This is a genomic window from Amycolatopsis pigmentata, from assembly GCF_042684065.1.
Taxonomy (GTDB): Bacteria; Actinomycetota; Actinomycetes; order Mycobacteriales; family Pseudonocardiaceae; genus Amycolatopsis_E; species Amycolatopsis_E pigmentata.
This window is the reverse complement of record NZ_JBHUKR010000021.1, coordinates 106,643-125,523: the sequence shown is the minus strand read 5'-3', so window position 1 is coordinate 125,523 and position 18,881 is coordinate 106,643. Positions and strand designations below refer to the sequence as shown.

Sequence of the window (18,881 nt, the reverse complement as noted above, 5' to 3'; positions counted from 1 at the left end):
GCGCCCTGCCGCCCCGATAGCGGCAAGAAATGGCGCGCTCGGTGGTTACCTCGGCTGCCGCGACTTGAATTGGTCATGGGGTCTCCTCGAGCGCCGCGAAGGAATACGGCGGCCACGGCCCGGTGAGCTGGAGCCGGATCGCGTCGAGTTCGTCGTCCAGCGCGGCGACCGCCCGGGTGAATTCGCGCGCCGCCGCCTCGTCGACGAGATAGGCGGCGTTGAGGATCATCGGGTTCGTATCGCCCGAGAGCTGACGGCTTTGCGGCGGGTGCAGGCGGTTGGCGGCGGCCAGCCGGGCGAGGACCGCGTGAGCGCGTTCGGCCTGCTCCACGGCGACCCGCTCACCCTGTTCCCGAGCGGTCATCTGCTCGCGGCGGCGCCGCAGGTAGGCCGCGCCGGCTCCCGGCTTGGCCTGGCCGGATCCCTTGGCGGCGAGTTCCGGTTCGCCTCCGTGCGACGGCTCCACCAGTGCCTTGACACCCCATTCGGTCCGTCCGGTGACCCGGTCGAGCGCCCGGGCGAAATCCCGCTCACGCGCTTCGAGCGTGGCCCGGACCCGTTCGTCGTCGAGATAGACGGTGGCCAGCCGCAACGGTACCGCCGCGCTCCGCCGCGCGACCTTGTCCACCACGGCGTCGTGGGCCCGCGCCACCCGGCTCAGCCAGTCGAGGTCCTCCAGGTTGCGGTGCAATGCCTCTTCCCCGAAGGAATCCAGCGGGACGGTGCCCAGCACGGCGATCAGGCCCGCACTCTCGACCGTCCGCAACGGCTCGCCCGCGACACCGGCCGAGGATTCGAGTGAGCGACGGTCCACCTCACGGGTCACGGCATAAAGCCAGCATCCTGTCGTGGTAGTCGTCCCGGTACTTGTCTCAGGCATCGTCGCCGCCTTCGATCGCCTGCGATGAAGTCCCCTCCAGTTCGGCGACGCGCTCCCGCAGTTCCTTGTTTTCGAGCTCCAGTTTCCTGCTGTCGCCGCTCAGCCAGGGATCGTGCTCCCACCAGTTGATGCCGACCTCCCTGGCCGTCTCCAGTGACGCGATCACCAGGCGCAGCTTGATGGTGAGCAGTTCGATGTCGAGCAGGTTGACCTGGATGTCACCGGCGATGACGAGTCCCTTGTCCAGCACCCGCTCCAGGATGTCGCCAAGGTTGGAGGCCTGGTGGTTACCGCCCCCGGTGAGGCCACCCGCTTGCGTGCTCGGTTGGATACTGGTCATTCAGGATCCGCTCCCGTCCACCCGGCCGCGGGGGTAACGCTTGGTACGACGGTAGGCGAGCAGGTTCCCGTCGAAGTCCATCTCCGCCTCGAAGAGCGCGAGCATGTCCGAAGTGGACGGAATGCGCCGTTCCTCCAGCACCTCGACCTCGACCAGCCAGCCCTCTTCGACCGGTTGGACCGACGTGACACCGACGACCTCCTTGCCGGTCAGCTCGCCGACCTGGTCGCGAGCCTGCCCGGCGACCGTGGCCGCGGGCAGCTCTTCGCTGTCGTTCGGGGGCTCGCGCTCGGGCCTACTTCGCGATTTCGCCGTCGCCATCGGCCATCATCCTTCCTCCTTCTCCGTGGGGCGGCCGGTCATGCGCCCGAGCACGCGCCGTTGCGCTTCGGCTTCTTCCTCCTCGGAAATCTCGCCGGCTTCGGCCGCCCGTTCGATCTCTTCCAGCTCACGCCGCGCCGCGGCGGGGCTGTGCATTTCGTCCTCCACCTGTCGCTGGATCGTCTCGCCCAGCCAGATGACCATGCGCACCGGTGCGAACGGCAGGCCGAGAATCGCGCCCAACACGGCCGGCCACCTACCCTGATTCCTTGGTGACGACGAAGTCGTAGGGCGCGAGCGGGCCGAGCAGCCGCAGGTTCACCCTGCCTTCCCAGTCCTTCGCCAGTTCGTCGACGGCCTCTTCCAGATCGCCCTGCTTCGCCGTCTCACCGAGACACGCGATGTACAAGGCATCCTCTTCGTGGGTCGGCTCCCGCACGCTGATGAGCAGGCCGAGCCGATCCAGCAATTCGGCCGCCCGCCGCGTGTCCGCGTCCCGCTTGGCGGCGATCGCGTTGTTGATCTGCTCGCCGAGTGCGATGCGTTCGTTGCGGGTGGCGTCCTCGGACTTTCCCCGGATCGCTTCGCGCAACTGGGCGAGCTGCTCGTTCTCGGAGAGGATCTCGTTCAGGATGGCACGTTCTTCGTACCGTCCTCTGAGGACGTATTGAGCCTTGCCCTCCAGCGTCTCCAGCGCCTCCGCGAACTCGTCGTGGTGCTCGGCCAGTAGTTCGTCGACCACGGCGTCCTCGTCGGTCAGCACCGCGCCGAACCGGATCGGCAACACCGGGGCGACGGTCGCCGTGCCGTCCAGGATCGCCGCGTGCGCGGTGAGATCCTCCGGCGTGCCAAGGGATTCGTCCGTCCTCACCGGACTGACCAGTGCACCGATATCGCCGTGCTTGATGATCTTCACCTCGGCGTCGCCGACCCCACGGGCTTCGGACTCGGCCTCCACATCGGCCGGTACCACCCCGTAGACGTAGACCGCGGTGGCCGACTTCTGTTCGGTCGTCTCAGTCATCGTCCCCTCCGCTGCGCTGTTTTTCCCCGACCTCACTGAGAAAGTCCTTCACCTTGTCGCCGGCCGCTTCCAGCACACCCGAGGTCTTGGACCGCGCGCCACCGCGTTGCACGTCTTCGAGCAGATCCGGCAAGCCCTTCTGCTTGGTGTCGGAGATTTCGAGCCGGTTGACCGCCTGGGCGAACCGCAGATAGGTGTCCACGCTGGCGATCACCACGCGGGCGTCGATGGTCAGCAGTTCGATTCCGACCAGTGACACCCTCACGTAGGCGTCGATCACCAGGCCCTTGTCGAGAATGGTGTCGATCGCGTCGGCCAGACCGGTCGGGCCACTCCCGCCTCCACCGGCGACACCTCCTCCGCCGCTCGGTTGGATCGCTGTGGTCATCGGCTCCCTCCTCGCGCTCTTCCGGACCCCGCGCGGGCCGTCCGGCGGCGCGGCGTCTCGGATTCCTCTTCGGGCTCTTCCTCTTCTTCGGGTTCTTCTTCGAGCTCTTCCTCGCCTTGGTCGAGCTCGTCCTCGTCCTCTTCGGGCTCCTCGTTCTCGCTGCCCTGGTCCTCTTCGAAGCGGCCCTCGTCCTCGGACTCGCCGGGCCCTTCGGGCTGTTCGCCTTCTTCCTCGCCCTGGTCGACGACCTTCCCGTCGCGGATTTCGCCGCGCCAGCCTTCGATGTCGTCCTGGTGCAGCACCGCGTGCGTCATCGCGTGCCGCGCGAAGTGCTTCAGTTCCAGTCGCGCACGCCGTCCCTGAGCGCGCCAGATGTTCCCGGTGCGCTCGAACATGCCCTGCGGGTGGTATTCGAGGACCAGGACGATGCGCGTGAGATCCGGGGTCAGTTCGTGGAAGGTGACCGCGCCGTCGACGTGTCCCTTGGCGCCCTTGGACCGCCACACGATCCGCTCGTCCGGCACCTGCTCCAGGATGGTCGCCTCCCAGGTACGGTGCGACCAGAAGACCTGCGCCTTCCACACCAGCTTCTCGTCTCTTTCCTGCTCGACGTTCTCCACCTTCTTCATGAAGCTGGGGAAGTCGGTGAAGCGGGTCCAGAGGTCGTAGGCGAGGTCGACCGGCACACCGACATCGATCGACTCGATGATGTTGGTGACCTTCAGCTTGTCCTTGCCCTTGCGACTCTTGCCTCCGGGCAGCAGGTCCTGCGCGCTGTCCTTCACCTTGTCCACCACGCCTGACAAGCCGCCCTTGACGGCGCCGAGCATCGCCTTCCGCTTGATTCCCGGCGCACCGCCGGTCAAGGCGCTGACCAGTCCTCCGGAGCCGCCCGAGTCCGCGAAGTCGGTGAGCCGCCCGGTCGCCGAACCGATCTTGTCCGTGAGCGACTCCACCGCCCGCGTGGTGATCGTTCCGGCCAGGTTCCGGAGTGAGTCCCCGAGTTGGCCGGTGGGGAGCGCGCCCTTCACCGACTTCGCCGCCGACCCGGCCTTTCCGGCGGTGTCACCGACGGTGTCCTTGAGCTGCTTTCCAGCCTGTTTCGTGACCACGTTCACCTCCCGGTCCGGCGCACCGGGGTCCGAGTCGAACTGGTGCGTGTGCGGCTGCTACGACGCGGGGAGTCTTCCCCGCCGTCGGCGGAGCGGGCTCTCTTGGTCGCTCTCTTCGCGGGCTGTCTGCGATCGCGGCCACGAGCCGGCGTTTCCTGATGTCCATCGTGCGCGGACCGCGAGCTCTCGCCCGACTCGGTCTCCGCGGTGTCTCCCGGGTTCTCTTCCGTGCCTTCTTCCGTGCCTTCTTCCGAGTCTTCCTGCCGGCCGCGCGCCTTCCCGAGGCCTTTTGTGACGCCTGAGGACCGGTCCTGCAACCGCTCGTTGAGCGAGTCGATACGACTGCTCGCCGCGGTGACCGCGGCGGCCTTGGCCGCGTTCATCAACTCGTCGCGCGCTACTTCGGTGAGCTTGCCCAGTTCCTGGCTCGACGCGAGCTGTTTCAGCCCGCGTTGCACCAGCTGCCGCGGCGAACCGACGGTGCCGGTGGCGCCCGCCGCGGCGATCATCAACGCAAGTCGCATCTTGCGGGTACGCCCCAGTAGGTAACCCGCCCCGACACCCAGAGCGATCCGTCCTCCAGTTTTCATGCTTTCCTCCTGACACGAGCGCATCCCCGGCGACCTCCGGGACTCGTTTCCCTCTGATACCCCGGTCACGAATGCGTGAAACGTCGAAGGGGACCGAAACAATGATTTCTTCCGACGATGAGGCCAATCATGATCAATTAGTCGTCACACTGAACACAATGGACAGACAGGAACGCGAAAGCGTTGCCCTACAAGGGAAATAACGGAAATGTCAGCACGTCGACACGGTCGGTCACCGCGGCTGCCCGGCCACCCACGCGGCGATCTGTTTACGCGAGGTGAAACCGAGTTTGGCCAGGATATGATCCAGATGGCTTTCCGCGGTTCGTTGGGAAATAACCAGCCGGGCGGCTATGTCCTTGTTGGACAACCCTTCCGCCACCAGATCGGCGACCTCACGCTCACGCTTGGTGAGTGAGGTCTTCGTTTGCTTTTTCGGCGCGGTGCGCTTCGTGCCCAGCGCGTAGTCGACCAGCGCGTCCAGTTCGAGCGCCCTGCCCTCCTTGATCGCGACTTCGAACGCACCACGGCCGAGCGCCGCCTCGGCACGCTCCGACTCGGTGTGGCTCCACTTGACCATCGGCGCCGATCCGACGAGTTTGCCCCCGATCGAGGACCACAGCCTGCCCGCGGCGCCGAAGAGCACACCGGCCCGATGGACTTCCCCCTCGGCACCGGCGACCCAGGCCAGCAGCTCGACGCAGCAGGTGATCCCGAACTTGTCGCGCAGGTTCGCCTTGTCCCGCAGCGACCGCCGCAGGTGCACGGCGGCCTTCGCCGGCTCACCGGCCACCCACCACATGAGCCCGACGTTCCATTCCGCCCAGGACAGCGCCCAGCGCTCGCCGAGCTGCGCACAGATCGACCGGCATTCCTCCAGCAGGGTCAGCGCGCCGTCGATGTCACCCGCGAGGTCGGCGGCCTGCACCCGCAGCGCGAAGGTGAGCAGGCCAGGGCCGGTCCACCGGCCCCGGGCGCGGTGCTTGGCCAGGGCTTCGTCGAGCGTTCGCGCACCGGCTTCGAACTCGCCCGCGTTCATTTGCCGGACTCCGCGAGACTGGATGGCGAAGGCCAGCACCTCCTCGTCGTGAAGTGCCTCCGCGATCTCTCCGCTTTCGTCGACCAGTGCCACGCCGCGCTCGTGGTCGCCCTCCAGGTGCGCGATCCAGCCGGACAGCCACAGTGCCCACGCCCGCTCGTGGCTGCGCTCACGGTTCAGCGCGAGTCCACGGTCGAGCCAGTACCGGCCGTCGCGCAGATAACCGCAGACCGCCCAGCAGTACCAGAGTGCCGTGGCCATGCGCAGCCCGGCCGCGGCCTCACCGGGGGTGTCGAAGCAGTAGGCCATCGCCGACAACAGGTTTTCCCGCTGGGTCAGCAGATTCTTGGCGAGCTTGTCCTGATGCGGCCCCACCGAGGTGACCTCGGCCCATTCGGCCACCCAGAGGTAGTAGTCCCGGTGCTGTCGGCGGATATCCGGCTCGGCCCCGGACTCGGCCAGCCGCTCGGTGCCGTACTCACGGATGGTCTCGAGCATCCGGTAAGCGCGCTTGCCGCTCTCGGCACGAATCAGCAGTGACTTGTCGACCAGCGCGAGCACGGCCGAGCCGACCTGCGACGGGGACAACCCCTGACCCGAACACACCCGCTTCGCCGCTTCCAGGTCGAACACGCCGGTGAACACCGCGGCCCGCGCCCAGACCGTGCGTTCGACAGGGGTACACAGGTCGTAACTCCAGTCGACCGCCGCGCGCAGCGTCTGCTGCCGTTCGGGCGAGCTACGGCCACCTTGGGTGAGCAGCCGGAAGCGGTCTTCGAGGCGCTCCAGGATCTGTTCGGCGGACAACGTCCGCATCCGCACGGCCGCCAGTTCGATCGCCAGCGGCATGCCGTCCAGCCGCTGGCACAGCCGTCCGACCACGTCCTCGTTCTCCGGCGTGACCCGGAAGCCCGGCGTGCCCAAGGCCACCCGCTCTTCGAACAGCACCACCGCTTCGTGACGGCGCGACACATGGTCGTCGGCCGCGGGCAGGGACAGAGGCGGCACCTGCCAGGCCTGTTCGCTGGGGCTACGCAGTGGTTCTCTGCTGGTGGCGAGGATCCGCAGCTCCGGCGACGCCGCGAGCATCGACTCCGCCAGCTTCCCGCTGGCCTCGAGCACGTGCTCGCAGTTGTCGAGCAGGAGCAGCATGTGCTTGTCCTCGAGGAATTCGCCGAGCACGGCCTCCGGATCGCGCCGCGCCCGTTCCCACAGATCGAGCGCCAGGGCCACCTCGGGCGCGACCTGTGACGGCTCCCGCACGTTCGTCAGGTCGACCAGGCAGACACCGTCCGGGAACGACCGCCGTACCTCCGCCGCGACGTGACGGGCGAGGCGCGTCTTGCCCACCCCGCCCGGGCCGACGAGAGTCACCAGCCTCGACTCGGCAAGCGCGTGCTTCAGGTCCGCCGTCTCTTGCCGCCGACCCACGAAACTCGTCATTTCGAGGGGGAGTTGCCTGGTCGCGTAGCGCGATTCCGTCATCATTCACCGCATTCCCTCCCCCTGACAATACGCACCCGGAACCGTGGATGACCTGCGGAAAAGAATTAACCGACACCGCCCCTTGACTGTCCCTTGTGGACCGTTGTTTACCGTCACCGGGCGTGGGGTAATGACATGGCGGTGGTCACCCCAGCCTGGAGGAGCACGCAATGACCGGTGCGCAAGAGGCCCGTGTCCGTCTCGAGGGATTTCAGCCCGCGCAGGTGTTCGCCACGGTGATCGCGGTGCTCTGCGTGATCCTCGGCGCCATCGGCCTGCTGCGCACGGCCAACGGGGATCTCGTCGGCAACCACGAGGTCGTGGCGGGCCTGACCCTCAACCGCGCACGGGCGCTGGTGTATATCGGCTTCGGCGCGCTCGGGCTGGTGGAAGCGACCGTATCGGTCACGGCGCGCGCTTACGGCGTGATGATCTTCGCGGGCTTCGGGCTGCTCTTCGTGTGGGGGCTGATGGTCAACGGCCTCATCCCGGTGAACCCCTTGGCCGAGCGCGGGAACCCGCTCAGCCTCGAACTCCCCGACGACGGGCTGCACCTGGTCATCGCGATCGCCGGGCTGCTCACCGCGGTCCTGCCCGCGCGCAAGGCCTTGTACGTCGGCGCGGTCCGCGTGATGCCCCCACCGGGCTCCGCGACCGAACCCGGCACGCCGCGGCTGTCGCCGTCGACCTGGCCGGTCCTGTCTCCCCTGCTCCGCCGCTTCCGCGCCGGTGCCTGATGCCCGCGCAGGGGCGGCCGTGAGTGGAAGCGCGGCCCCGAGTCGCGCCTTCCACTCACGGCCTTTCCACCCGGCCCCCGGCCAGGTGGAAGTGGGTGACGGCCTCCGGCATGGGGGGAGGTAGAGGCCGCCACCCGGACGGTGACTTTCGTGGGGGGTTTGAAGTCACCGTCGTTCTGGGGGGTGATGAGATGGCTGGGGGGTGGAATGGCTGCCGGCATGGCCGTCGCCGGGGTTCGGCGCGGCGAGCACGGCGGCGCAGTAGGAGTCGATCTTGTCCTTGCCTCCCGCGTAGGCGATCAGCGCGGAGAAGGTGGGGTTGTCCATGGATTTGCCGTGGTCGGCGCCGGCGCTGTAGGCGTGGCAGAGACCGACCGGTGAGGGCGAGGGGATGGCGTCGGAACCGCCCTCACCGGCCGAAGCCGTCGGCTGGGGTGCTGGTGATCCGGCCTCCCCGGAAGGAGCCGTGGCGTCCCCGCCAGGAGCGGTGGTGTCCTCGGGCTGAGGGACGACACTGGTGGGCGCCGGGCGCGGCGGCGCGTCACCGTGACCGGGCAGGCCGCCCGTGGCCGCGACCGCCGCGAGGCCGCCACCCGCCACCAGCACGACCGCCGCGACGGTGGCCGCGACCCTGGTGGTGATCGCACCGATCCATTTCGGGGTTTTCGACGAGCCGCGTGCACCTCCCGGCATCGGGGCGGTGGCGGGACCGGCGGGAACGGAGGCGGTGAACGCCGCCATCGCCGCGCGCTCACCGGCCAGTTCGCCGGTATCGGTGGGAGCGCTCGCCGCCGCGAGTACGCCACGCAAGGCCGGTCCCGCCGCGGTGTGGTCACCGCGCAGGATCCGCCGCGCATCTCGCCGGCTCAGGCGCCGGCCCCGGTTGCCACTCATCTCATCTCTTTCAGCGCCGCGACCGCCCAATCCGTCACACCCCAGCCCTCACCAGCGGATTCGGCGGACGCGCCGGCGTCGGCCAAGCGCGCCGACAAGGTCTTCAACCCCCGGTAGGCCGCCGTGCGCACCGCACCCGCCCGTTTCCCCAGCACCTTTCCCGCCGCGCCCGCGTCCAGACCCACCACCACCCGCAACAACACGGCTTCCGCCTGGTCAGGCGGGAGTGAAGCGATCAATCTGAGCGCCGCCTCGGTGCCCATGCCCTCCAACGCCAGGCCGGCCGTGTCGCCCCTGCCCGCGGCGGCGTCGATCATGCCGATCCCACGGAGGCCGTCCAGGCCGTCGATCCCGTCGAGGTCGGAGACCACCATCGGCCTGCGGCGCATCCGGCGCAGGTGATCGAACGCCCGGTTCCGCGCCACGGTCACCACCCACGCGCGGAAACCCTCGACGTTCCCGTGGAATTTCCCGAAATCCCGCGCCACCCCCGCCCAGGTCTCCCCCACCACGTCCTCCGCGTCCTCGCCCACCAGCGCCCGGACATACCGCAGCAAACCCGGTTGCACCCATCGGAACAACACGCGGAACCCGTCCTGGTCTCCTGCCCGCGCGGCCAGCAGCGCATCCTCGTCCGGTTCGTCCGGAGCACCGCGCACCACACCCAAAACCGTCACCATCCTCCACGCGCCCGTCCGACGGACCGCGACATCATCAACCACACCGTCGCCCCGGCAAAACCCTTGGCCACAAGCACCACAGCACACCCTTCGGATGGCAACTTTCCCACCGCCACACGGGTTCCACGCCGCGCTCCGGGGCGCGTTCCACCGGCACTTTTCGCGCTTTTCTCGTCGACTTTTTTCCCCACCTTTTCCCGTGCTTTTTTCCGTGCCGTATGCGAACATACGTTCGTGAAGGAGGAAGGACCGATCCTGCACGCCGATCTCGACGCGTTCTACGCCTCGGTGGAGCAACGGGACGAGCCCCGGCTGCGCTCGCGGCCGGTCATCGTCGGGGCCGGCGTCGTGCTCGCCGCGAGCTACGAGGCCAAGGCCTGCGGAGTGCGCACAGCGATGTCCTCGAGCCAGGCGAGGCTGTTGTGCCCGCAGGCGATCGTCGTGCCACCCCGTATGAAGGCCTACGCCGAGGCGAGCAAGGCGGTCTTCGCGGTGTTCGAGGACACCACGCCACTGGTCGAAGGCCTGTCCATCGACGAGGCGTTTCTCGACGTGGGCGGTCTCGGCCGGATCTCCGGCTCACCCGCGCGGATCGCGGCGCGACTGCGGCGCACGGTCGCCGAACGGGTCGGTCTGCCGATCACCGTCGGCGTCGCCAGGACCAAGTTCCTCGCCAAGGTGGCCAGCGGGGTGGCCAAACCCGACGGGTTGCTCGTCGTGCCCCACGACGCCGAACTGGCGTTCCTGCATCCGCTGCCGGTGGAAAAGCTTTGGGGTGTCGGCGAAGTCACCGCCGCGAAGCTGCGCGCCGTGGGGATCACCACGGTCGGTGAAGTCGCGCGGCACGGCGAGGCCTCGCTGATCTCACTGCTCGGTCCCGGCGCGGGCCGCCATCTGAACGCCCTGGCGCAGAACGAAGACCCTCGCCAGGTCCGCGTCGGCCGACGCCGCCGCTCGATCGGCGCACAACGCGCGCTCGGCCGGAAGCCCCGCCCCGCGAGTGAACTCGACGCCATCCTCACCACCCTCGTCGAGCGCGTCACCCGCCGCCTGCGCGCCGCACGGCGGGTCTGCCGCACCGTCACGGTGCGGTTCCGGTTCGCCGACTACACCAGGGCAACGCGGTCACGCACCTTGCCCATGGCCACGGCACACACCGAGAGTGTGCTGGCCACCGCGCGAGGTTTGCTGGCCGGCGCGGCGCCGCTGATCGAGAACGCGGGGCTCACCCTCATCGGTGTCGCACTATCCAATTTGGACGATGTCGGCGCGGTCCAGCTCACGCTGCCCTTCGGTGGCCGTGACTTCGAGGGTCGTGACTTCGAGGGCCGTGGCCTTGAGACCGTTGGCCTGGACGGCGGCGCCGGCGACCTCGACTCGACGCTGGACAGCGTGCGTGACCGCTTCGGCTCGGCCGCGATCACCCGCGCCACGCTGCTCGGTCGCGACGAGGGCCCCACCGTGCCGCTGCTGCCCGACTGATCCCGGGTCCGCGGGTCCCCCCGCGGACCGGCCCCTGTGGTCCGGTCCCGGCGGGAACGCGGCGTGGCCACGTAAACTCGCTGACGTGCGGACGCGACCGACACTCGCCTGGACGGCGACGGGCACACCCTCGCCGCCGACCACGAGCCTCGACGAGGTGGCGCGGGTCCTCGGCGAGCGGCGGGTGGCCGTCCTCAGCGGGGCGGGACTGTCCACGGAATCCGGCATCCCGGACTACCGGGGCCCGTCAGGCAGCCTCCACCGGCACACTCCGATGACCTACCAGGAGTTCACCGCCAGCGCGGACGCGCGCCGCCGGTACTGGGCTCGCAGCCACCTCGGCTGGCCGACGATCTCCCGCGCCCGCCCGAACGACGGCCACCGCGCCGTCACCGCCCTGCGCGCGGGCGGATACCTGTCGGCCGTGATCACGCAGAACGTCGACGGACTACACCAGGCGGCAGGCACCTCCGACGCGGTGGAACTGCACGGAAGCCTGAACCGGGTAGTGTGCCTCGACTGCCGGCGAAGCAGTTCACGGGAAGATCTCGACCTCCGGCTGCGGGCCGCGAACCCCGGTTTCGGCGATTCGGCTTTCGGCGGCTCGGCGAGCGCGGTCACGCGCGTCAATCCGGACGGTGACGTCGAACTCGCCGAAGAAGCCGTGCACGGGTTCCGTCTCGCCGACTGCGGCGCGTGCGGCTCGGACCTGCTCAAGCCGGACGTGGTCTTCTTCGGCGAAAACGTGCCACCATCACGGGTTCAACGGTGCTACCGCCTCGTCGACGAAGCAAAAGCCTTGCTGGTACTCGGTTCCTCGCTCACCGTCATGTCGGGCCTTCGTTTCGCCCGGCATGCCGCGAAGTCCGGTAAACCCGTGCTCATCGTCAACCAGGGCCCGACCCGCGGCGACACCCACGCCGCCGTCCGCGTCGAATTGCCACTCGGGCAAGCCCTGACCGATCTCGCCACCCGCCTCGATTGCGGGTGAACGACGCCTCTCGCGCCTTCGTCCGGCCCGGGTCGGCGAAATGGTCAGGAGGCCGGTGTGGAGGTCCGCGTCGCGGCTTCCTGGTCACCCTCACCGAAAAGGCGGGTGATCTTAAACGGACCGAAAGGACCATTCGTTCGCTGAGGCGGATTCCGGCTGACGTTCGGACAGCCCGGACAGCAGTGCGGCCTCGTTCGCGGCATGGTCGCTGATGGCCGCGTCGACGGTCGCCATGCCGCGCTGCTGCGGGAGATGTTCAACCTCAGCTCCCCCGAGGCGCAGCGGATCGTCGCCCACGCCGAAGCCCTGTGCGGCACGGTCACACCCACCGGCGCCCGCATCGACCCCCGCTTCCCGTGGTGGCCGACGCCCTGGGCGACGGGATGATCGCGCCAGGCCATGTCGAGGCGATCCGCAAGGCCGTCACCAGCCTGCCGGACACCGCCTCCCTCGAAGACCGGATCATGGCGGAAAAGATCCGGTGCGAGGCCACCACCACCAGCGAACCGTCCCACGTCAAGCGGCTCGGGACACCATGCGCACATGAACGCGCCCCATCGAGGGCCCTCACCCATGGGAGTGCGAGGCCGTCCCGGGCAGGCAGCCCGTGCCTGCCCGGGACTCGATGCTGCCCGAAGCCGATCAGCCCTGCACGCCGTCGCTTTACGGCACGCGATTCGCGGGTCGGAGCGTGGTCAGCCGACCACCATCCACGACAGCAAACTGGTGGACTGGAGGAGGACCACCAGGCACATGACCGCCAGGAACACCAAGCTCCACAGGAAGACCCGGCGGAACAGGTCGCCCTCGCGGCCCGAGAGTCCCACCGCGGCGGCGGCGATGGCCAGGTTCTGCGGGCTGATCATCTTTCCGAGCACGCCGCCCGAGGAGTTCGCGGCGGCCATGAGCACCGTGGAAAGGCCGACCTTCTGTGCCGCGACGACCTGAAGGCCACCGAAGAGCGAGTTCGACGAGGTGTCGGAGCCGGTGACCGCCACACCGAGCCAGCCGAGGACCGGCGACAGCAGCGCGAAGATTCCGCCGGCACCGGCCATCCAGGTACCCAGTGTCGTGGTCTGGCCGCTGGCGTTCATCACGTAGGCCAGCGCGAGCACGGCCATCACGGTCACGATCGCCGGCGCGAGTTGGCGATAGGTGGCGAAGTACGCGTGCAGCGCCCGGGCGGGCCGGATGCGGATCACGGGGATGGTCAGCAGCCCCGCGATGACGAGCAGGGTCCCCGCGGCGTCCAGCCAGTCGAACTTGAAGGCCGGGAGGGTGGAGGCCTTGCCGCTGGGCGAGACGATGTTCAGGCCCGGCCAGTGGAAGGTCTTCGTGACGCTGGTCAGTGCGTCCTTGATCGCCGGCACCTGAGCGAGCGCGAACACCGCGATGATGATCAGGTAGGGCGCGTAGGCGCGGAACACCTCGGCTCGGCTGTCGCGAATGGCCGCGTCGGCGCCACCGGCGCCGCCGTCCGAGCCAGTGCCATTGTCCGAGCCAGTGCCGCCGTCCGAACCGCCAGAGCCGCCAGAGCCGGTGGCCGGGCGATCGGTGACCAGCGAGGGCGTTCCGGTGCCGGCCGCGACGGTGGCACCGGCGACGCGGGTCGCGCCGGGCTCCACGAGCGCTTCCTCGGGCCGGGTGGGCTGCCATACCCGCAGGAACAGCACCAACGCTCCCGCGCTGAGCAGCGACGCGACGATGTCGGTGAGCGGCGCGCTGACGTAGTTGGACACCGCGAACTGCGTGACCGCGAAGACCACGCCGCACAGCAGCGCGCCGGGCCAGGTCTGCCGGACGCCGCGGGCGCCGTCGATGATCAGCACGAGCACGAGCGGGACGAACACGCCCAGGATCGGCGTCTGCCTGCCGACCATCGAGGACAGGCTTTGCAGCGGCAGGCCGGTCACCGTGGCGAGGGTGGTGATCGGCACGGCGAGCGCGCCGAACGCCACCGGAGCGGTGTTGGCCACCAGCGAGACCGTGGCGGCCTTCAACGGCTTGAAGCCCAGTGCGATGAGCATGACGCTGCTGATCGCGACCGGCGTGCCGAAACCGGCCAGCGCTTCGAGCAGGGCACCGAAGGAGAACGCGATGATCACGCCCTGGATCCGCTGGTCGTCGCTGACCCGCGCGAAGGACCGCCGCAGCACGTCGAAATGTCCCGTGTAGACGGTCATGGTGTAGATCCAGATCGCGTTGATCACGATCCACAGGATGGGGAAGAAGCCGAACGCGGCGCCCTCCGAGGCGGACAGCAGTGCCGCCCCCACCGGCATCGGGTAGACGAAGATCGCCACCACCACCGACACCGCGAGCGAGATCAGCGCCGCGAGCCACGCGCGCATTCTGACCACGCCGAGCAGAACGAAAAGGACGATCAGCGGGGCCGCCGCGACCAGCGACGACCAGCCGAGCGAGCCCAGCAAGGGAGCGAGAACCTGCTTGTACACCATTCACCTCACCGTTGAGGACCAATCATCGAGAAGAGCTGTTGAATAATAACCGACGGCCCGTCATCGGGCAGTCATCGAAGGAACATTCCCGCCAATCGGGCTGCCTACACTTTCCGTAGCCAATCCGCGGATCGAGGCATCGAGGATTTCGATCGTGTGGGCCAGCCGGATCCCCGGGGAGCGGCCGCTTTCACCGGCGATCCGGCCTACCGAGGAGGCCACCTGCATCAGGCAACCGGGGTTCGCGGTGACCAGCAGTGACGCACCGGTGGCGAGCACGTTGTGTGCCTTGCGGTCGCCGAGGTCGCGGCCCGTGCCGGGTTCGAGGATGTTGTAGATTCCCGCGGAGCCGCAGCAGATCTCGCCTTCCGCTATCTCCCGCACCTCCAACTCCGGAATATCGCGCAGCAACGCGCGTGGCTGGGCACGGATTCCCTGTGCGTGCGCGAGGTGACACGCGTCGTGATAGGCGATCGTGACCGGCAGCGGATGCCGCGGTGCCACGGCGGGATGATCGGCCAGGATTTCCGAAACATCGCGCACGCGCGCCGCGAAATCACGTGCCCGCTCGGCGTACGCGGGGTCATCGGCCAGCAGGTCGCCGTATTCCTTCATCGCCGATCCGCAGCCGGCGGCGTTCACCAACACCCAGTCCACTTCGGACCGGGTGAAGTGATCGATCAACCTTCGCGCGAACGCCTTCGCTTCCTTTTCACGACCGTTGTGGACGCTCAACGCCCCACAGCATCCCTGGTCCGGCGGCGTGACGACCTCGAATCCCTCGGCGCTGAGCACTCGGGCGGTGGCCGAGTTGACGCCGGGGAAGAATTCACGCTGCACACAGCCGAGCAGCATGCCCACGGTGCCTCGCTTCGTGCCCTGTGCCGGCACCCTCGCGGGCACCCGCTCGTAGGCGCCGATGGACGGGGCAAGGGATTCAAGCGCGGCGAGCGCGGGAAAGACGCGTCGTAGCAAGCCGCTGCGGCGCACCAGGCGGCTCAATCCGCTGGCCTGATAGGCGCGCAGAGGCCCGCGCATCGCATGAAGGCGCTTGGGGTAGGGAAAGACGGCGAAGATCGCCCGGCGCAGCAACCGGTCCTTCGGCGAGCGGTCGAACCTGCGCTCCACCTGCGCCCGCGTCGCCTCGATGAGTTTGTCGTAGCGAACCCCGGACGGACAGGCGGTGACACAGGCCATGCAGCCCAGACAGGCGTCGAAATGCCGCACCATCTCCGGTGTCATCGGCTCGCCAGCCAGGCCCATCTCCATCAGGTAGATCCGCCCGCGCGGGGAATCCATTTCCTCGCCCCACAACGTGTAGGTGGGACAGGTGGGCAAGCAAAATCCACAGTGGACACAGTCGGAGACGATGTCCTTCGATGGCGGGTTGTGCTCGTCAAAAGCACCACCGGAGGCCGCACCCAAGGCGTCGAAAGTGTTCTCCGGCACTAGATCCCTCCCACGAATCGTCCGGGTGCGAGCCGGTGCCCGGGATCGAACTGGTCCTTGACCCGCCGCATCAGGTGCAGTCCCCGCACCGGCCCCCACACGTCGACGGCCGCCTTCACCGGAGGGGGCGCGTCGAGGACGACGACATCGCCGCTCCAGGCCGCCGCCTGCTCTCGCAGTTCGGTGACCACCGCGGCGACCCCGGCCGGATCGGCGTCCGGCACTCCCGAAAGAACACCGTGCAGCACGCCGACGCCGGCCGAACCCCGGACCGCCACGCGCAGTCCGTGGCGCCGTGCCGTCTCCGCGAACGCGTCGAGGAGCCGGGGCAGGCCCGCGATCTCATGGGTGAGGCGAAGCGCCACGTCCCCGCCCTCCCACGGCGCACGTCCCCACCAATCAGGCGCGTTTTCGCTCACCCGGGCGCCTTCCCCCAGCAGTTCGAGGACGCGTGCGACTCGGCCGTCGACTCCTTCGGGGATGCCTTCGAGCGCGACGGCGAGCGTCCCGGCGGAGTCGGCGGGCTGGTCGATTTCGAGCGCCGTCGGCACCACCTGCGCGTGAATCAGCCGCCGCACCAGGTCGTAGGTCTCGGCCGGCGTCCGCGCGGGCGCCACCACCCAGCGCGCGAGCGCGGGCAACGGATGCAGGCGGAACACCGCCTCGGTGATCAGGCCGAGGGTGCCCCAGGAACCGGTGAGCAACTTGCCCAGGTCGTAGCCGGCGACGTTCTTCACGACCTTCCCCCCGGCCTTGGCGACCATGCCGTCGGCGCGCACCATCGTGATGCCGATCAGCAGGTCGCGCGGTGCGCCGTGAGAAAGCCGCAGTGGCCCGGAAACCGCCGTGGCGATCACCCCGCCCACCGTGCCCGCGCTCGTCGTGCCGGGTGGCAGCACCGGATCGAGAGCGAGCCGCTGACGTGCCGGGGCCAGGTGTTCTCCGAGCGCGGGCAGCGTCACACCGGCCTCGGCGTGCACCACGAGATCACCGGCGCCATGCTCGATCACGCGGTTCATCCGGTGCGTCCGGACGAGCAGGTCCGCACGCGCGGGCGGCGCGCCCCAGGCGAGTTTCGTGCCGGTTCCGCTCGGCACCACGGCGAGTTCGCGCGCCGCGGCGATCCGCATCACCTCCGCGGCTTCCGCTGTCCCGGCGGGCGCGACGACGAACGTCGGCGCCACACCGTCGATCTCGTCACCGGGACCGGCGAGACGGGCTTCACCGCCGGTGGCGGCCCGCAAGGCGTCGAGCACCGCGGTGTCCCCCGTGACCGTGCTCATCAAAAAAGCCTCTCGACAAACAACCCGGAATGCAACTCGGACCGCAACTCAGAAGACTTCCGCGATTCCGGCTTCCTGCAACGGATGCGCGCCCTTGTGGCGGCCCGGCACCTCGCCGCACAGGCGCGGGGTCGGGAACACCTTGCCCGGGTTCGCCAGCCCCTCCGGGTCGAACGCGCAGCGGACGAGTTGCATGGTGTCGAGATCGGTTTCGGTGAACATGCTCGGCATGTGCTTCGCCTTGTCCGAGCCGACACCGTGTTCGCCGGTGATGGACCCGCCGTATTCGACACACAGGTCCAGGATCGCGCCGGACACCTCCTCGGCACGTTCGGCTTGACCGGGCACGTCGTCGTCGAAAAGCACCAGCGGGTGCAGATTTCCGTCGCCGGCGTGGAAGACGTTGGCCACTCTGACGCCGGTGCGGCGCGACAGTTCCGCGATCCGGTCCAGGACCTCGGACAACGCGGTGCGCGGGATGACGCCGTCCTGCACGATGTAGTCCGGGCTGATCCGGCCGACCGCGGCGAACGCCGACTTGCGGCCCTTCCAGAACAGCGCCCGCTCGGCGTCGTCGGCGGCGATCCGGACTTCGAACGCGCCGTGCTCGCGGCAGTATCGCTCAACCTGTCCGAACTGCTCCTCGACCTCGACCTCCGGGCCGTCCAGTTCGACGATCAGCACCGCGCCCGCGCCCGCCGGGTAGTCGCAGCGCACGGCCGCCTCCGCCGCCTCGATCGCCAGCGCGTCCATCATCTCCATCGCCGCGGGGACCACTCCGGCGCCGATGATCGCCGAGGTGGCCGCGCCGGCGTCGTCGGTGCCGGGGAAGGCGGCGAGCAGGGTGCGCACGCTTTCCGGCAGCCGCACCAGCCGGACCGTCACCTCCGTCGCGATGCCCAGCGTGCCCTCCGACCCCACGAACGCACCGAGCAGGTCGTAGCCGGTGGCGTCGGGCGCCTTGCCGCCCAGCCGGACCGTTTCCCCGTCCGGGCTGACGAACTCGATACCCGTCACGTGGTTGGTGGTGAACCCGTATTTCAGGCAGTGCGCGCCGCCGGAGTTCTCCGCCACGTTGCCGCCGATCGAACAGACCTGCTGGCTCGACGGGTCCGGCGCGTAGTAGTAGCCGTGGGGGGTCGCGGCCCGGGTCAGATCGAGGTTGATGGCGCCGGGCCGCACCACCGCGCGCTGGTTTTCGCGGTCGATCTCCAGGATCTCCCGCAGCCGCGAAGTCACGATCAGGACGCCTTCGGCGTGGGGCAGGGCGCCACCGGAAAGACCGGTGCCCGAGCCCCGGGCCACGAACGGCACTCCCGCCTCGGCGCAGGCCCGTACGGCCGCCACGAGCCCGCCGGCTTCGGAGGGCAGCACCACGAGGGCCGGGATGACCTTGTAGTGCGCCAGACCGTCACATTCGTAGGTGCGCAAACGCTGGTGGTCGTCGATCACCGCGTCGGGGCCCAGCTCGGCGCGCAGGCGCCCGGCCAGCGCCGCGATCACCGCCTTGGGCCGCACCGTGGTCCGCTGCTCCGGTCCCGCGTCCGGGACTTCGTGGGCCCGCATCGCCTTTCCTCGCCATCCGCGGTTGTGAGCTTCTAGGATTCCGAGGTACGAAAATTTCACTCTGCCTAACGGAAACCGTAGAACGCCACCCGGGCGGAGTCAACCGGGAGGACGCCCGGTCCTGACGTGTCTACTGTGGACACGGAGGGCCGCCGGGAACA

The 18,881-nt window shown here is 68.9% G+C and carries 19 protein-coding genes; 4 read left to right on the top strand and 15 right to left on the bottom strand.

From position 1 onward, the window contains the following. Window positions 1-73: 73 nt before the first annotated feature. From ACFSXZ_RS31870 to ACFSXZ_RS31830, 9 genes are all read right to left on the bottom strand, one after another. The gene (locus ACFSXZ_RS31870) at window positions 74-880 is read right to left on the bottom strand and encodes a GvpL/GvpF family gas vesicle protein (RefSeq protein ID WP_378269248.1); all 807 of its coding nucleotides are present in this window, start codon (window positions 878-880) and stop codon (window positions 74-76) included. Then, the gene (locus ACFSXZ_RS31865) at window positions 873-1,220 is read right to left on the bottom strand and encodes a gas vesicle protein (protein ID WP_378269247.1); all 348 of its coding nucleotides are present in this window, start codon (window positions 1,218-1,220) and stop codon (window positions 873-875) included. The genes ACFSXZ_RS31870 and ACFSXZ_RS31865 overlap by 8 nt, the downstream gene beginning before the upstream one ends. Next, window positions 1,221-1,541: a gas vesicle protein GvpO gene (locus tag ACFSXZ_RS31860; protein ID WP_378269246.1), complete on the bottom strand. Its 321-nt coding sequence runs from the start codon at window positions 1,539-1,541 to the stop codon at window positions 1,221-1,223. It lies immediately after the preceding gene. A 6-nt stretch (window positions 1,542-1,547) separates the two neighbouring features. Beyond that, the gene (locus ACFSXZ_RS31855; RefSeq protein WP_378270073.1) at window positions 1,548-1,745 is read right to left on the bottom strand and encodes a gas vesicle protein GvpG; all 198 of its coding nucleotides are present in this window, start codon (window positions 1,743-1,745) and stop codon (window positions 1,548-1,550) included. A 52-nt stretch (window positions 1,746-1,797) separates the two neighbouring features. Further along, entirely contained in the window at window positions 1,798-2,565 is a 768-nt protein-coding gene (locus ACFSXZ_RS31850; RefSeq protein WP_378269244.1) for a GvpL/GvpF family gas vesicle protein, read from the bottom strand. Then, the gene (gene gvpJ, locus ACFSXZ_RS31845) at window positions 2,558-2,953 is read right to left on the bottom strand and encodes a gas vesicle protein GvpJ (protein ID WP_378269243.1); all 396 of its coding nucleotides are present in this window, start codon (window positions 2,951-2,953) and stop codon (window positions 2,558-2,560) included. Before gvpJ ends, ACFSXZ_RS31850 begins: the two co-directional genes overlap by 8 nt. Further along, window positions 2,950-4,065: an SRPBCC family protein gene (locus ACFSXZ_RS31840; protein ID WP_378269241.1), complete on the bottom strand. Its 1,116-nt coding sequence runs from the start codon at window positions 4,063-4,065 to the stop codon at window positions 2,950-2,952. Before ACFSXZ_RS31840 ends, gvpJ begins: the two co-directional genes overlap by 4 nt. 2 nt (window positions 4,066-4,067) lie before the next feature. Continuing rightward, on the bottom strand, window positions 4,068-4,655 hold the full coding sequence (locus ACFSXZ_RS31835) for a hypothetical protein (protein WP_378269239.1): 588 nt from the start codon (window positions 4,653-4,655) through the stop codon (window positions 4,068-4,070). A gap of 232 nt (window positions 4,656-4,887) precedes the next feature. Continuing rightward, a complete protein-coding gene (locus ACFSXZ_RS31830; RefSeq protein WP_378269238.1) occupies window positions 4,888-7,182 on the bottom strand; it encodes a LuxR C-terminal-related transcriptional regulator in 2,295 nt (764 codons plus the stop codon). 167 nt (window positions 7,183-7,349) lie between these two features. On the opposite strand from ACFSXZ_RS31830, the gene ACFSXZ_RS31825 reads away from it, so the two are divergent. Continuing rightward, window positions 7,350-7,916, top strand: coding sequence for a DUF4383 domain-containing protein (locus ACFSXZ_RS31825; RefSeq protein WP_378269237.1), 567 nt, complete (start codon window positions 7,350-7,352; stop codon window positions 7,914-7,916). A gap of 165 nt (window positions 7,917-8,081) precedes the next feature. On the opposite strand, the gene ACFSXZ_RS31820 is transcribed toward ACFSXZ_RS31825, so the two are convergent. Both ACFSXZ_RS31820 and ACFSXZ_RS31815 read right to left on the bottom strand, forming a co-directional pair. Further along, window positions 8,082-8,810: a hypothetical protein gene (locus tag ACFSXZ_RS31820; RefSeq protein ID WP_378269236.1), complete on the bottom strand. Its 729-nt coding sequence runs from the start codon at window positions 8,808-8,810 to the stop codon at window positions 8,082-8,084. Continuing rightward, a complete protein-coding gene (locus ACFSXZ_RS31815) occupies window positions 8,807-9,487 on the bottom strand; it encodes an RNA polymerase sigma factor (protein WP_378269235.1) in 681 nt (226 codons plus the stop codon). Before ACFSXZ_RS31815 ends, ACFSXZ_RS31820 begins: the two co-directional genes overlap by 4 nt. Before the next feature lie 237 nt (window positions 9,488-9,724). Here ACFSXZ_RS31815 and dinB point away from each other — a divergent pair, with 237 nt between their 5' ends. From dinB to ACFSXZ_RS31800, 3 genes are all read left to right on the top strand, one after another. Beyond that, window positions 9,725-10,972: a DNA polymerase IV gene (gene dinB / locus ACFSXZ_RS31810; protein ID WP_378269233.1), complete on the top strand. Its 1,248-nt coding sequence runs from the start codon at window positions 9,725-9,727 to the stop codon at window positions 10,970-10,972. A gap of 85 nt (window positions 10,973-11,057) precedes the next feature. Then, window positions 11,058-11,963: an NAD-dependent protein deacetylase gene (locus ACFSXZ_RS31805; RefSeq protein ID WP_378269231.1), complete on the top strand. Its 906-nt coding sequence runs from the start codon at window positions 11,058-11,060 to the stop codon at window positions 11,961-11,963. A gap of 201 nt (window positions 11,964-12,164) precedes the next feature. Further along, on the top strand, window positions 12,165-12,350 hold the full coding sequence (locus tag ACFSXZ_RS31800) for a hypothetical protein (protein WP_378269230.1): 186 nt from the start codon (window positions 12,165-12,167) through the stop codon (window positions 12,348-12,350). A gap of 308 nt (window positions 12,351-12,658) precedes the next feature. On the opposite strand, the gene ACFSXZ_RS31795 is transcribed toward ACFSXZ_RS31800, so the two are convergent. From ACFSXZ_RS31795 to ACFSXZ_RS31780, 4 genes are read right to left on the bottom strand one after another with little or no spacing between them, the layout of a single operon-like run. Further along, window positions 12,659-14,422 (bottom strand): L-lactate permease, encoded by a 1,764-nt coding sequence (locus ACFSXZ_RS31795; RefSeq protein WP_449224297.1) that lies wholly within the window; start codon window positions 14,420-14,422, stop codon window positions 12,659-12,661. A gap of 60 nt (window positions 14,423-14,482) precedes the next feature. Next, window positions 14,483-15,847 carry a (Fe-S)-binding protein gene (locus ACFSXZ_RS31790; protein ID WP_378270070.1) on the bottom strand — a complete coding sequence of 455 codons (1,365 nt, stop codon included), beginning with the start codon at window positions 15,845-15,847 and terminating at the stop codon, window positions 14,483-14,485. 23 nt (window positions 15,848-15,870) lie between these two features. Beyond that, window positions 15,871-17,154, bottom strand: coding sequence for an FAD-binding oxidoreductase (locus tag ACFSXZ_RS31785; protein WP_378269228.1), 1,284 nt, complete (start codon window positions 17,152-17,154; stop codon window positions 15,871-15,873). 48 nt (window positions 17,155-17,202) lie between these two features. Continuing rightward, window positions 17,203-18,720: an FAD-linked oxidase C-terminal domain-containing protein gene (locus ACFSXZ_RS31780; RefSeq protein ID WP_378269226.1), complete on the bottom strand. Its 1,518-nt coding sequence runs from the start codon at window positions 18,718-18,720 to the stop codon at window positions 17,203-17,205. Between the last annotated feature and the right edge of the window lie 161 nt (window positions 18,721-18,881).

Bases quoted from the DNA above. Each gene is read 5' to 3' on its own strand.
- ACFSXZ_RS31780 (WP_378269226.1), bottom strand. From the start codon at position 18,720: ATGCGGGCCCACGAAGTCCCGGACGCGGGACCGGAGCAGCGGACCACG.
- ACFSXZ_RS31860 (WP_378269246.1), bottom strand. From the start codon at position 1,541: ATGGCGACGGCGAAATCGCGAAGTAGGCCCGAGCGCGAGCCCCCGAAC.
- ACFSXZ_RS31795 (WP_449224297.1), bottom strand. From the start codon at position 14,422: ATGGTGTACAAGCAGGTTCTCGCTCCCTTGCTGGGCTCGCTCGGCTGG.
- ACFSXZ_RS31865 (WP_378269247.1), bottom strand. From the start codon at position 1,220: ATGACCAGTATCCAACCGAGCACGCAAGCGGGTGGCCTCACCGGGGGC.
- gvpJ (WP_378269243.1), bottom strand. From the start codon at position 2,953: ATGACCACAGCGATCCAACCGAGCGGCGGAGGAGGTGTCGCCGGTGGA.
- ACFSXZ_RS31785 (WP_378269228.1), bottom strand. From the start codon at position 17,154: ATGAGCACGGTCACGGGGGACACCGCGGTGCTCGACGCCTTGCGGGCC.
- ACFSXZ_RS31830 (WP_378269238.1), bottom strand. From the start codon at position 7,182: ATGATGACGGAATCGCGCTACGCGACCAGGCAACTCCCCCTCGAAATG.
- ACFSXZ_RS31820 (WP_378269236.1), bottom strand. From the start codon at position 8,810: ATGAGTGGCAACCGGGGCCGGCGCCTGAGCCGGCGAGATGCGCGGCGG.
- ACFSXZ_RS31870 (WP_378269248.1), bottom strand. From the start codon at position 880: ATGCCTGAGACAAGTACCGGGACGACTACCACGACAGGATGCTGGCTT.
- ACFSXZ_RS31835 (WP_378269239.1), bottom strand. From the start codon at position 4,655: ATGAAAACTGGAGGACGGATCGCTCTGGGTGTCGGGGCGGGTTACCTA.
- ACFSXZ_RS31855 (WP_378270073.1), bottom strand. From the start codon at position 1,745: ATGGTCATCTGGCTGGGCGAGACGATCCAGCGACAGGTGGAGGACGAA.
- ACFSXZ_RS31850 (WP_378269244.1), bottom strand. From the start codon at position 2,565: ATGACTGAGACGACCGAACAGAAGTCGGCCACCGCGGTCTACGTCTAC.
- ACFSXZ_RS31800 (WP_378269230.1), top strand. From the start codon at position 12,165: ATGGTCGCTGATGGCCGCGTCGACGGTCGCCATGCCGCGCTGCTGCGG.
- ACFSXZ_RS31825 (WP_378269237.1), top strand. From the start codon at position 7,350: ATGACCGGTGCGCAAGAGGCCCGTGTCCGTCTCGAGGGATTTCAGCCC.